Source organism: Prevotella sp. MGM2, from assembly GCF_002933955.1.
GTDB lineage: Bacteria > Bacteroidota > Bacteroidia > Bacteroidales > Bacteroidaceae > Alloprevotella.
On record NZ_BEWW01000225.1, the window covers coordinates 20,429 to 34,606 of the forward strand.

Genomic DNA, 14,178 nt, shown 5'->3' on the forward strand with positions numbered 1-14,178 from the left:
TTATTTGATCCAAATGCCGGAGGCTGTGCCGGTAATTATTTTTTTGTATTGAATGGTGTTCGTAACAGCACAGAAAATGTTGACAAAGGATAAGGCTGCGACTATTCCCGGTGTTCCGCCTACTTTTGCACCGATTATGGCTAATGGAAAAAATACTACAGCTTCTGCTAAAGTGACGTACATTTGAAGGCGAATGTGACCGATTCCAAACAAAATATGCGCAAAATAAAGGCTATATATCAGTATTATAGTATAGACAGACATCATAAACGTGAGGGCAGGATTGATGAATACATTTTCACCTACCCATATTCTGTAGATGTAAGGCGCGACCTGTGACATTATGATAATTAATATCACAAACAATAGAAAACAATATTTCATTCGTTTAGTTACATTACGTATCCAGACAAAATCCTGTTTAGTATAAGCATCTGTTGCTGCCGTCCAAAGTGGAGTTACCAAAATACCGAACAGCATAGTGGCAAAACTGAAATAGCGATAGACAATTTGATAAGGTGTAACTTCTGCCGGTGAAAGCAGCGATGATATCAGGACATTTGAAGATAAGAACAATATTATTCCTGCTACTTGAAGTACAAAAAACTGCATGCCTTTCGTGAAAAGCTCATTGACCATTTTTTTTTCAAATAAGTGCCATGATGGGCGTAATGATTTGTAAAAATGGAATGTGATTGGATATGCGCATGTATATACCATAACCGGTGCTATGGTAGATATAAGCGCAACTTGCAGGAGTGTCAGTGTTCCAAAGTAGAGATGAAATATGTAAAGTCCCAATGCTGCCAGACTTTGTCCTAGAACTACTAATAGATTGTTGATGGCAGGTAGCTGTAGACCAAGATAGATGTTTCCCACAATTTTTAGAATGAAAGTGAATCCAATGACAATAATTGTGGCTGTAATCGTTGTATGTAAATCCGAAACTATTGTTCGGTCTACGTTCAGTATGTTGTAAATATCTATATTGAAAAGTATGCCTAGTGCGATGATTATGAGAGGAATGACAAGTATTGCTATGATAATGAATGTTGTAGATACAGCTTGGCGGGCACTGTGCCAATCATTTTTTGCAACACATTCAGCCAATTTGTTTCTTAGTCCGTTGCCAAGTCCTAAATCGAATGATTCTACCCAAACGAGAAGAGATGAAACCGTTAGCCAAATACCTGCTATATATTCCCCCAAGCATAAAAGGATTAATGGAACTAGTATTATTTGAATAATGCCGGCCCATCCTTTTATTAGAAAAGAGGCTGCGATATTTAATATTGTGCGTGAACTTCGTTTCTCGATGGACAAGAGGCGACTTTTATTTAGCATAGTGGCAGGTTTATTTTATACCTGTTCCTTTAGAACGATGTTTACTGGTGTTTTCTTTTGAGCCAATAGAAAAGATATTACAAAACCTAAGAATAGCCACATGAGCAGAATGATACTCCGGCGTGGTGCAATGTGTTTCACCGGAACCATCGGAGTTTGTACTATTGTATAAACCGGGGTCTGTTCCGATACTTTAGCCTTGGCTAATTCTAATTTCGTGGCATATTCGGATTTGATGTTGTAGGCTAATTGCATTTCATTTTCAAGATTGTCATTCTCAACCTTATAGCTTTCAAGGCTCAAATCCTGATGTGCGTCCGAATAAGTCGCATATCGTGCTGCCGCATTCTTATATTCCTTGTTGGCTTCTTCATATCGTTTGGTGAAATATTCAACGTCATTGCGAGCTTTCTGAGTGCGATAACCGGTTATGAAGTTTTGTAAGCGGCTACGTACAGAATCGACCATCAGAGCAGCTACTTTAGGATCTTGGTCTATTACACTTATGGTTATGACGCCTGTTTTCTTATCTGTAGTGCAAGTTATGGCATCATCTATGTTTTTAAGAAGCAGATAGTCGTTTAATGACAATTGAATAATATGATTGTCTTTCAATTCCTGCTTTTTTATCGTGCTGTCCTTGTCTTTAGGACTGATTTTACTTATCAGAGAGTTCCACCAAGTTGTCTTTGTGTGTTTTGCCAGATAAGTCTTGTAGTCTGTGGCAACCTTATTGTCTAGGGTTTGTATTTGTACTTTTGATAGTCCCAACAAAAAATCAGGAGAAGATTTGACATCGGGGTATAGTTCTGGGGAAATGGCATCTTCGTCCATCATATTACCGACTTTCATTCCCATCATTGAACTTAATGCCGATATACTTCCGCTTAGGCCTCCTCCTGAAGTTTCCGGAGCTAATTTTACCGTGGCCTGGTAGGTTCTTGGAATGCTGAATCCAATGACCAGTGCTATTGTGGCGGCGCATATTTCCGTTATAATGAATAACTTCTTGTGTGTTTTAATTAGAAACCAGCAACGCCCTAAATCTATTTTTCGTAGTACTTGCATTTTGCCTTGTTTTATTTTACTAATGTCGCAATGATAGCGCCCAATGTTCCCATCAGACTACCCATACTGATAATTTCAGTGAATGAGAGTTTCCTTTTCTCAGCTTTGACCGGAACAACAATTTCACTGCCGGGCTGGATGGATTTAGAGGAATTGGAGCGTGAAATAGTACCGTTCATGTTGACGATAAACACTTTGCTCTTTTTGGCCTTATCTGTGTATCCACCGGCCTGGTTGATGTAATAACTTAGTTTTGCGCCTTCTTTATAAGCCACAGTATTGGGAAGCATCACCTCGCCATTGATGGAAATCGTATTGCTGATTTCAGGTACGACAATTTTATCGCCGGCTTGCAGGACGATATCCCATTGTTCATTACCGGGATTGGCTATCGCTTTGTCTAAGTTGATACCTACAGGCCGTGTTTTTATGACATCCAGCAGTGAGTTATCAATAGTGTCATTGCCTGTTATGGCTTTGAGCATAGACTCTCGCTTAGCTTTGTCATCTTCAGTGAACAAACGTTCCAGTCGTGCTCCGGCTGCATAGGCCGATTTGTTCAGTCCGCCGGCTGCTTTAATCAAGTCGCTCAGGCGGTAGTTGCGCTTTGTCAGAACGTATTTACCCGTGAAAGTCACTTCACCGGTAATGGTTACGTGTTCTTGTTCCATGTAGCCGGGAGAACGGCGTACGAAAACTTCGTCATAAGGTTGCAAGGTAAATCCCGGCTGTCCGTTAACGACAAATCCTTCCTTCAGTTCAAAGGAGAAAGTTTGGGCTATGGTTTCAGGGGCAGTGGAGCCTTTAGCGTTGTTGATGCGTCGCGAAACATCCACTTTAACCAGCGAAGTGGCTTCTGTGGGGCCGCCAGCTTGCAGAATAAGGTCTTCCACGGTGGTGTTTTCTGCATATTCATAGTCTCCCGGATAGAGAACTTCTCCTGTAATGGTGAGTTTTTGATTTTCTTTCAGTTCTTTGTTGCTTGGAATAAAGAGCACATCCTCGTTACGCAGGCTGATATCAGGCGCAGTGTGGTTGTGGATGCCTTCCAGATCGAGCGCTACGACTTCCAGTGAACGGTCGGCTTTCCGGCGATGCAGGATGCCACGTGTGCGGATGGCGTCTTCAGTAAAACCACCGGCGTTTTCTATGAGTTGGCGGATAGTGGCGATGTTGCCATCGACCTGATACATTCCGGGGCGGAATACGGCTCCTTTTATTTCTACCATATTGCTATAGCGTTGCAGGGTGGAATCAACGAATACCGAGTCGCCGTCAGACAGTTGGAAACCATTGCGCTCAAATTCGTCTATAGAAAAGACGGAATACTGATTGCCGTTTTTGCGTACAAGTCTTACGTTTTTTTGATAAGCATCTCCGGTAAAACCGCCGGCATAACCAATCAGAGTTCCCAGGCTTTCGTTCTTTTTCATTTCGTAGAACATCGGACGCTTCACTTTTCCCGTGATGTTGACGAGGCATTCATAGGGATTGACGATAATGACATCTCCGGAAGCCAGTCGGACATTGCCCTTGAGATTCCCGTTAAGGATATAATCATACACATCAACGGTTGTTATTTGCTTGCCGTTGCGGAATACACTGATATTGCGGAGAGAGCCTATTTCATCTGTGCCTCCGGCCATGTAGAGTGCGTGAAACACTGTGGCAAAGGCTGATAATGTGTAAGTTCCGGGAGTTTTGACTGCTCCCATAACGTTGATGGATATGGTTTTCGTCTGTCCCACAGTAAGACGTACATTAGAGCCGGCATACCGGCTGCCTAGCGTGGAGCGTAAATGATTGTTGGCTTGCGCCACAGTCATGCCACTCACTTGAACCGGACCAAATCCCTCAATGTCAATATTACCGTCGGGAGACACCGTTCCGGTGTAGTTTTTCTGTGAGGCTCCCCATACGTCAACATATACGGCATCGCCCGGTCCCAGACGGTAGTCTGAAGGCGTGGCTATGTTCATGTCGGGTTCAAACGTCAGTTTTTCTTTGTTGAATATGTCACGTCCGAATACTTTTATTTTAGGATTTTTTTCTGTTTTTTCTTTCCAGCGGAGCCATTCTTCATATTCCTCATCATTGTCGAAATAATCCTCATCATATTCGTTTATCTCCAAAATCTGATTCACTTCGTCATCATAATCCCATGAGTAGTCAGCGCGTTTGGGGCGTTGCTTCTCATTCCTTTTCATGGATGTGCTTTTACCTGTTTTTTCCTGACGCTTATCTCCGTTGTTTTTGCGGCTACGTTCGTCTCCCTTGTTGTCCAGTTCATTCAAACCGTTCTTTTCTTGTTGCTTCTTGAGTTCTTTCTCATAGTTTTTGCGTACCCGACGGATTTGACTGATGTCTACTCCCTTCTCAATCAAGTTCTTTACTATTGCAGATTGCGGTGTTCCTTTAGAGTTTTCTTTGATGACATATTCCATTATTTGTTTGTCTGTCATCTTGCCGGATTGGGCGTTGCCGGTTAAAGGGAGTATGGCGAAAATGGTTATCGCTATGAGGAACTTTTTGAAATTCATATTTTATTGTACTTATTTATTACTTAAACGCGATAATAGTAAATTATTGCAAAGATACAATTAAAAAATAACAGGAGAGTTGTTGGGCGCTTTAAAATGTGCCTGTAAAAATGTGTGCGGGAACATCAGGAATGAAATAATTGTGCCTGTGTGAGATAAATGGATTTTTTTAATGTTTCTATCACAATGAAAGCTTTAATTTTTAGTTGTTCTAGCTTAAGATGGTTTTGTGATTGTTTATGGTGAATTTGAATATGTGTTTTTCTATAAAATATGTGAAGGGAACGTTGGATTGTCCGAATTGAGAATTAACATATTTAACTTTTCTAAAGGTTTGTAAATCATCAATAGGCTTCTTGGAGCACTTTATTTTCATAGAAATAGAACTTTGGGAAACTGTAATACTTGGAATTTGAAATCCAATACTTGGAATTTTTACGCGAATAAGGCTTTTTGAAAACTAAAAAGACAAAATAAGCCGTTCGAATCCGAACGGCTTATCATTCTCCTACAAAGATAATATGTTGAAGAGGCAAAAGCAAGAAACGTTAAAATCAATGCTCGTGCCAAAAGTGTTTAAAATTCTTAATTAGAAAGGATCTTAAACTGTATCCATTTAATTTCATGCTGATGATATTGTTCCTTTTTTTCATGAATGACCGGACTCTTCATGTGGAAGAATAATAGGTTATGTTGGGTTTTCGTTGTGAAAGAATTGAAGACGCCGTGTGGCGGTCCGTTCATGATCATTGTCTGCCGGTATCCAAAAACGGTGATTTTTTATTTCGTCAGGAAGATATTGCTGGTCGACAAAATGGTTGGGATAGTCATGTGGGTAGAGGTATCCATCACTATAGCCCAATTGCGCCATGAGTTGGGTGGGAGCGTTGCGTAAGTGGAGTGGTACAGGGACATTAGGATTTTGTTTTACCTCTTCGATGGCTGCATTGATGGCCAGATAGGCTGAATTGCTTTTAGGGCTTGTAGCTAGATAAATAGTGGCTTCGGCCAGCGGAATGCGCGCTTCCGGCCAGCCTATGCGGCTGACGGCATCAAATGCGGCATTGGCCAGCAGCAGTGCGTTGGGGTTGGCCAAACCTATGTCTTCTGCTGCCGAAATGACGAGCCTGCGGGCTATGAATTGCGGATCTTCACCGCCTTCTACCATTCTGGCCAGCCAGTATGTTGCGGCATCGGGATCGCTGCCGCGTATGCTTTTAATGAAAGCGGAAATGACATCGTAATGACTTTCTCCTTTTTTGTCGTAAGTGGCGGGATTTTCGCGCAAAAGTTTTACGACGATTTCATTTGTCACCAGCAATGGGGCATTCTCCGGAGTGGCCGCAGCGATAAGGTCAAGAATATTGAGAAGTTTTCGGGCGTCACCGCCACTGTAGCGTAACAGTGCTTCGCTTTCTTTAATTTCAGGATGTCTTTGGACAAGGTAGGTGTCGTGATTAATAGCCCGGTTGGCCAGTAACTGCAAGTCATCGGCGCTGAGACTGTGAAGCAGATAGACTTGGCAGCGGGAGAGCAATGGGCGGATGACTTCAAACGACGGATTTTCAGTTGTGGCACCGATGAGGGTGACCTCGCCGGTTTCCACAGCAGCCAGAAGTGCGTCTTGTTGCGATTTGGAAAAGCGGTGAATCTCGTCGATGAAGAGGATAGGGCTTTGACTGCCAAAGTAATGGTTTCGGCGGGCTTTGTCAATGGCCTCACGAACGTCTTTGACTCCGCTGTTGACGGCAGATAATATATAAAATGGAACATCCAGGCGTTTGGCTATGATTTTCGCCAAAGTCGTCTTACCGACTCCCGGCGGTCCCCATAAGATAAATGAGGTAATGTGTCCGGAGTCTACCATATTGCGCAAAACTGCGCCAGGGCCGACCAGATGCTGTTGACCGATGTATTCGTCTAGATTTTGCGGACGCAGACGTTCTGCCAGTGGTGTCATTAAAGAGTTGCTTTAATCGTTGAGTAATGTTGTATCGGGCGTTTCTTGCAGTTGTTATTCCAATTCGCTTAGTTCAAGCCAGCGCATGGTTTTGTCCTCCAGTTCTTCCAATAGAAGAGGAAAACGCTTGCTCTTTTCTGTAAGTTGGTCAACGGGAAGTAAACCGGAGCATAAAGCTTCTTCCGTCTGTTTTTTTTCTGCTTCTAAAACTGCGATGTCTTTTTCCAGCTGAGTCATTTCCTGACGTTCCTTGAAAGTCAGTTTGCGGGGACGCTCGCGTGTGTTCCGGTTAGAAACGACTTGTTTCTTTTCTGTGATGACTGACATTTCCTCTTTTTCTTTGAGTGAAAGCCATTGGCGGTATTGGGTATAGTTGCCGGGAAAATCATCTACGTTGCCATTACCGTTGAAGACCAGCAGATGGTCTACGACCTTGTCCATGAAGTAACGGTCGTGACTGACAATGATGACACATCCTTTGAAATCCATGAGATATTCCTCAAGTATCTGCAGGGTGGGAATGTCGAGATCGTTCGTCGGCTCATCAAGAATCAGAAAGTTGGGATTGGTCATGAGCGTTATGCAGAGTTGCAGCCGTCTGCGTTCCCCTCCTGATAGTTTGTATATGTAGTCCTGCTGCCGTTTGGGAGGAAAGAGAAAGTGGGTGAGGAACTGGGTTGCCGTTAGATGTCTGCCTCCGCCAAGATCTATGGTTTCGGCTATTTCTCTTACGGCGTCAATTACTTTCTTTTGTTTGTCAAAGGGGATGTCTTCCTGTGAAAAGTAACCGAACCGCACAGTTTGTCCGATGACAAAGCGCCCGCTGTCGGGTTGTATTTTTCCTAAAAGCATTTTTATGAACGTGCTTTTGCCTGTGCCGTTGGCTCCTACTATTCCCATTTTTTCATAGCGGGAAAAGTTATAATAAAAATCCTTCAGAATAATTTTAGGTTCACCGCTTTCTGTTGGAAATTTTTTAGAGACATATTCCGCTTCGAATATTTTACTGCCGATGTATCCGCTTTTTACTTCCAGTCGGGCTGTGCGTTCTTCCATGTGGCGTTTGGCCTGTTTTTCCAACTCTGAGAAAGCCTCTTTACGATAGCGTGCTTTTGTGCCGCGTGCCGAAGGCATCCGGCGCATCCAGTCGAGTTCTTTGCGATAGAGGTTTTGTGCACGGGCTATGTTGGCATTGGTGGCGGTGAGGCGTTCTTCGCGTTTTTCCAAATAGTATTCGTAATTGCCCCGATAGGTATAGAGTGTGTTTTCGTCAAGTTCGAGTGTGATACTGCACACACGGTCTAAAAAGTAACGATCGTGCGTAACCATGAGTAATGCTTTTGACGAACGTTGCAAGTAAGTTTCCAACCACTCAATCATGCCGATATCCAAATGGTTGGTCGGTTCGTCGAGAATGAGTAAATCGGGATTGGTCAGTAGCGCATTGGCTAATGCTACGCGTTTGAGTTGCCCGCCTGATAGTTGAGCTATGGGCTTATTGTATTCTCTGATGTCAAGTTTTGTCAGAATTTGTTTGGCGCGTTGCTCGAAATCCCATGCCTGACAACGTTCCATTTCTTCAATAAGCTGCTCAAGTCCAGGATTGCCCGGAGTGGCGAGACATTGTTCGTAGCTGCTGATGAGTGTGGATAGTTCTCCGGCTTTGCTGAAACAGGCGTCAATGACAGACATGCCGGCTTCATAACGGGGGGACTGTTCCAAATAGCCAACGGTAATGTCGCGGCGAAAAATAATATTGCCGCTATCATAATCTTCATCACCGTGCAAGATGTTGAGCAATGTTGATTTTCCGGTACCGTTACGTGCGATAAGTCCGACATGCTGTCCTTCGGAAACGGAGAACGATATGTTGTTGAACAATTCCAGACTGCCAATAGTTTTGGTCAGGTTTTGTATGTCAAGAATCGGCGTCAAAATTCAAATGTTTTGAGTTTTTTGATATTGATGTAATATAGTTCTAATTTATTGTCCCATTCCGCTGCTTTGGCTGTTGTTCGTGTTCTGCTGTTGTATGACATCGTTGTTCTCGATGCTTCTGGTTGCTTTTTTAACAACGGCTTTTAATGATCCTAGCCGATAGCGTATTCCCATGCCGAAGCGCATGAAATTGGTCGTGTGAATGCTTTCTGACCGGAAGGATTCGGTTATGGTACTGTTACGGAAGCTACGCTTGGGATGAATGAAATTACCGGCCATCAGGCTGAGTGTAAGCCGATCGTCAGTAAGGAAAGATCGGCTCAGGTTGAGCGCATAGAAATAGAATCCGGCTTGATGTCCCTGCAGATTGGGAGAACGCAGACTTCCACCTCCATGGAGGTTCAGTTTGAGGTTAAGAGGCAAATCTTGTCGGAGACCACCAAACAGGCTGCCGCTGAATCCTGAATTATGTGCGTTATTGCCGTTGTGATAGCGATAAGCTTTGTAATCGGCATAATCACCTGATAAATTGAAATTTAAAACAGTGCCATTGAATATAGTCCAGTTGATGTAGGCATTAAGGGATAGTGTCTTCTGGTGCATCAGATTCCCATAGGTCGTGGTGAGGATATTATTATCGGACAGGAATGTATATGGTGTGAGTCCGTTCGTTTGCAACTGATAAGCCAGTGTGGTGCTGATGCTGAGTTTTTGGCTGAAAGAGTTGTACCCCAATTCAAAATTATGTGCTTTTTCACTGTCTAGATTAGGGTTGCCATAAGTTTGTGTTTCGGCCGTTGGGTGTTGTACATAGGGAGATAGATAGGAAATGTCAGGTCGGCCGATCCGCAGGTTATATCCCATTTTCAACATCATGGTTTGGGATAGGTTATAACCCACACTGACAGAGGGTATAAAGTCGCTGAAGTTATTGGTAAAGGGCATTTGTTTACCATCCGGATAACTTACATCTACATGTGAGTATTCATAACGTATACCGGCACGTGTTGTGGCTTTTTTTATTTTGAGGGTATATTCACCGTAGGCTGCCATAATGTCGTTACGGTGGCGGTAATTCAGACTACGTTCTTCATCGCGGATAAACTCTTCATCAGTACCGGTCGGCCGTGTGCCTTCCAGGTTATTGCTGCGGTTAATACGATTGATGTATTTAATGCCAGCAGACAGAGTATGGTATTTCCCAAAAGGAGTGGTAAAGTCGGCTTGAGCTGTGTGTTCTATGGCTTTATTGTCTGGATCAGCATAGAGGTCGGTCAGCTGGTAAGGGACATTTATTATATTTGTGTATAGTGATGTTGTGCGTGAATTTGAAGGAGACGTATTAAAGCGATAAGAGAATGTTAGAGTTTGTCCTTCTTTCTTAAATGTGTGTTGATAGTCTGCGCTGGCGTTGTAACCGTCATATTTCATTTTTGTATATTGAATCAGGTCGTAGCTGTAAACAGGTTTCCCCTCGGAATCAGTCATAGAATAATGAGTGGATAGCGGCGACTTGCCATGATATGTGTTAAGACCAGCTGAAACGCTTAGCAGATTGCGTGGATTGAACTCGTAACTGGCGTCAATTCCGGCAAACTGAAATGTGCCTTTATTTTGAGATGTACCTTCGGAACGCAATAAATGATTGACAGGGTCAGAAAAAGTTTCGCGCTCGGATTTGTTTGTCCCTTCAGGTTGTTTCATGTGGCCTGCACCATAGTTTCCTGATATCGTGAGCTTTCCAATTTGTGCCATACCGAAAAGGCTGCCGAACAGACCTCGGTTGGATGGATTGATGTGTGGTGTTATAGTGTAGCCTGTGGTTTTTGTTTCAGCAGCTGTTACTATATTGAGAATACCGGATGTCCCTTCTGCGTCGTATTTCGCCCCGGGATCAGTTATAACTTCTACTTTCTTAATGGCAGAAGCCGGATAATTTTTGAGAATGAGTGAAGGATTCGAACTCATCATTTGATTGGGTTTGCCATTAACATAAACCTTGAAACCACTGCTGCCGTTAACCTTGATGTTGTCTTCTCCATCTACTGTAACCATCGGTACTTTGCGCAACATATCAAGCATGGAGTTTGTTTGTGAGTCCGGGTCATCGGCGATGGAGTAGGCGATACGGTCAGGTTCAGCTTTAATGAGTGGACGTATGGCTGTAACCGTGGCTGTTCCCAGCGTTGAGGTATATTCTTGTATGAGTAAAGTTCCCATGTCTTTTACTTTTTGAGAACTTAGTGTGACCGAACGGGCTATTGGAGCCTTTCCTAAACTTATTATTTGAAGTGTGTAATTACCGGAACTTTTTACAGGGAGATTGAATTCCCCTTTCTCGTTGGCTGTTGTCATTGCTGTGGGGCGATAGGTTCCTTGTGGGGTAAGGGTAATAGTGGCAAATGCTTCTGCTTCTTCTGTTATGGAATCTTTTACAGTGCCACGTATTTGATAGGCTGCGTTTTGAGCTTTTAAATTGCATGCGATGAGCAATGTCATCACGAAAAAAACAAATGAACGTTTCATCGTATTTATTATTCGTTGGTGGTTTATTCTAGTGTGATATCAATTACCTATGAGAAAGATTGGGAAATTAAGTGTGGGGCTTTAATAGTCTTCCTTAAAATTTGCAGCAAAAGTACTAAAAAATAAGTGTATATGTTTTCTTTATATGAATAAACTTAGCTTTATTCTTTAAGAAGGAATAAACTAACATCGATTGGTTTTTTGTTTTTTTGCGTTTTTGACTAATTAAACCTTAATAATTGTTGTCCTGTGATATTTTTCTCTTCTATATTATGGGGGATTTGAGGTGGCAGACACTCTTGAATCCAGTTGTGAAAGGAGTGTTTATTTGTTACGCTATAATAATGTTTTGATGTTTTATGAAGAATCAGTCTCTTGTTTTCTGTTGTTGATTTGGTTTGCTGAAGATCATTTACTTAAAAAACTTTTTTCAAGGACAGTTTTTGTTTTCTTATCTTTTTGAAATGTAATAGTCCCTTCTTAAAATGAATGTACTTTGTTAATCTTCCCGATAGTTAATCCTCTTCTTTCCATTCATCAGACATCCCGAAATCCTTGTCTGCAAATAGCTCTGCTAGTCCGGATATCTGTTTTAGTCGCAGCAACTCATCCTTGTCCATGCCAATATTGCGCATAATCCAACTATCTGACATGCCGGAACGTGTGAGTTCTGCGACAATGTTGCTCATCAGTTCAATGTTGTGCATTCCACGGGCACGGTTGTGGCGTATTGTAGAGGTCATTCTGTTCGACAGGTCCTTGTCTATGACTGCTACAGGTAAGAGTCCTTGTTCGCGTTCATATATGCGTTTGGAAGTTTTCATAACCATATAACGGTGGAACCCGTCAATGAGCTCATAGCGGTCAATGTCCTTCAAGTGGTAGCATACACATGGCATTGTGTAGCCGTCTTCCCATATTGAAAGTTCCAATAGCTTCATTTCTGGGGGAGCTACGACATTGGGATTGTAATTGTTTGCGACAATCTTTTCAATAGGTACGGCTATTACATTATATACAGGACTCTTATATTTTTTCATGGCTTAATGATCTATATTTTTTCATCACTTGCTCTCTTAATGACTGCTCTTTTTTAGTAAGGGCAAATCCCATGTATTTGCAGATATGGTCGTTCTTCAGTATGCAGATGCACATACGTTTGTAAGTTGGTATCTCTTTGAATTCCGGGATGTCGATGTCATCAAGGTATTCCATCTTGACTGGAAATTTATTGGTACGGTATGCTGATGTTTTTCCGACAGAAATTGGAATATCTCTATCTTGAAGCTTACGGATCGTGTTTTCTGAAAGACAACCTCCGCGTTCTCTCCAGAAACGGATGCTGACACGGAGTTTTTCTCGGTAGTTCGCCGCAGTTTTATTCGGAAGAGTACTAAGTAAAAAATCCATATATTGCCTCCATGAAAATCCATCTGGGCATTTGATTGATTTCCATCCCATAGCGAGCGTGTTCCCATATATGCCCGCAAAGTTGACACCATTGACACGGCTGACCATCTTTCCCCATGTGCTGGGATCAATGACCTTGTATACTGCTAAGGTTGATAGAGCTTGTGAAATGAACGGACTCGCCACGCGCTGACGCCCCATTGGTATTCCTGCTTGATAAAACAGATCGTACAGATGATTGTAATCCCAGGCGAATTTACCGTTTGCTGTCCAAATGTCCGTTGTTTTCCAATCATATATGGGATAAGCATTATATACATGACTGTCCATCATGTGTATCCATTTTGTAGAACCGAAATGCCTGTAGTTTCTGTCACTGTGGATCGTGCGCCAGCGGTTGAAACTTTCTTGGGTGCGTATGCCTACAAGGCAGCATATATAACGACATTGTTTCTTATGGCGAAGCCATTGAGCAAACAGTTTTTGAAAGTCATAATCCCATAGGCTATCTTCAAAGAAACAGAAATCATCAGTTTTATAACAATTTTTAGGCATTTCTCTGACCCATATACCCTTTTTTGACACTTCCCAAGGACGCCAGTAGGATTGAAGCATGGATGTGCATGTGGCTACCTTGAAAGGCACACAACAATGATATATATCAAGAATATCACTGTCTTCCGATAGTCTTTTGCTGACATATTCTGTGGTTTGAGAATATTGTGCCTCGTAATCGAGATGCAGAACACCCAGTCTGTGCCCAGGCAGATTTTTGCGTATATATTCCACACATAGATTGAGAAGGACTCCGCTGTCTTTTCCTCCAGAGAAGGAAACATAGATATAATCAAAATTTTCAAAAAGCAATTTCAGGCGTTCCTGTACTGCCTCATATACATTAAGCCGACGAATCATTGGTCGTATCCTCCTTTCGCAATGGTTCGTTGCATTTTGTTGTATTGAGCGAATACAGTGCTTATTATGAATCCATAATGGCGGAAAATCTCTGTATGTCTTTTGTGGCTTAAAACTGTTATTGGTTTGTCTGTAACAGAGAGGACATGGGCTATCAAGACCTCTAAAATATCATGGTTATCATCTCTGATGTAGTAGTTATCCAAGTATAGTCCGCGGGTCGTTTCCTTTATTGGCATGAAGCCTGCTGTGGCTCCGTTTATCATGCAGATGTACCATGTATGTAGAGGAGTGGTTTTGAATGGATAGTTGTTATTGTAGCATAAGACTTCCGGACTCATGACTAAAGGTGCCACAAGTTCATATAAATGATCATCCGTCCCATGCAGGCTTATGACTTTCATATCTCACTTTTTCTTCCTGACTTTAAAAAGCGGAAATATATAACATTTTCGGACAAAGCGGATGGTTTTAAAT

At 42.4% G+C, this 14,178-nt stretch carries 9 protein-coding genes; all 9 read right to left on the reverse strand.

Annotated elements, in window-relative coordinates:
* The 9 genes from C5S62_RS05495 to C5S62_RS05535 all read right to left on the reverse strand — a co-directional run bounded on the left by C5S62_RS05495 (nucleotide 1) and on the right by C5S62_RS05535 (nucleotide 14,105).
* On the reverse strand, nucleotides 1-1,323 hold the full coding sequence (locus C5S62_RS05495; RefSeq protein WP_172486090.1) for an MATE family efflux transporter: 1,323 nt from the start codon (nucleotides 1,321-1,323) through the stop codon (nucleotides 1-3).
* A 36-nt stretch (nucleotides 1,324-1,359) separates the two neighbouring features.
* Nucleotides 1,360-2,412 (reverse strand): Wzz/FepE/Etk N-terminal domain-containing protein, encoded by a 1,053-nt coding sequence (locus tag C5S62_RS05500; RefSeq protein ID WP_104404406.1) that lies wholly within the window; start codon nucleotides 2,410-2,412, stop codon nucleotides 1,360-1,362.
* Nucleotides 2,413-2,423: 11 nt separating this feature from the next.
* Complete coding sequence (locus C5S62_RS05505; protein ID WP_223301152.1) at nucleotides 2,424-4,952, reverse strand: SLBB domain-containing protein; 2,529 nt, start codon at nucleotides 4,950-4,952, stop codon at nucleotides 2,424-2,426.
* A gap of 688 nt (nucleotides 4,953-5,640) precedes the next feature.
* Entirely contained in the window at nucleotides 5,641-6,912 is a 1,272-nt protein-coding gene (locus C5S62_RS05510; protein WP_104404407.1) for a replication-associated recombination protein A, read from the reverse strand.
* Between the two features lie 54 nt (nucleotides 6,913-6,966).
* A complete protein-coding gene (abc-f, locus tag C5S62_RS05515; protein WP_104404408.1) occupies nucleotides 6,967-8,847 on the reverse strand; it encodes a ribosomal protection-like ABC-F family protein in 1,881 nt (626 codons plus the stop codon).
* 48 nt (nucleotides 8,848-8,895) lie between these two features.
* Nucleotides 8,896-11,376: a TonB-dependent receptor domain-containing protein gene (locus C5S62_RS05520; protein WP_104404409.1), complete on the reverse strand. Its 2,481-nt coding sequence runs from the start codon at nucleotides 11,374-11,376 to the stop codon at nucleotides 8,896-8,898.
* Between the two features lie 515 nt (nucleotides 11,377-11,891).
* Nucleotides 11,892-12,416, reverse strand: a complete 525-nt coding sequence (locus C5S62_RS05525) for a ParB/RepB/Spo0J family partition protein (RefSeq protein ID WP_104404410.1) — start codon at nucleotides 12,414-12,416, stop codon at nucleotides 11,892-11,894.
* A complete protein-coding gene (locus tag C5S62_RS05530; protein ID WP_104404411.1) occupies nucleotides 12,403-13,701 on the reverse strand; it encodes a DUF3440 domain-containing protein in 1,299 nt (432 codons plus the stop codon). Before C5S62_RS05530 ends, C5S62_RS05525 begins: the two co-directional genes overlap by 14 nt.
* Nucleotides 13,698-14,105, reverse strand: a complete 408-nt coding sequence (locus C5S62_RS05535) for a hypothetical protein (RefSeq protein ID WP_133159515.1) — start codon at nucleotides 14,103-14,105, stop codon at nucleotides 13,698-13,700. The genes C5S62_RS05530 and C5S62_RS05535 overlap by 4 nt, the downstream gene beginning before the upstream one ends.
* Between the last annotated feature and the right edge of the window lie 73 nt (nucleotides 14,106-14,178).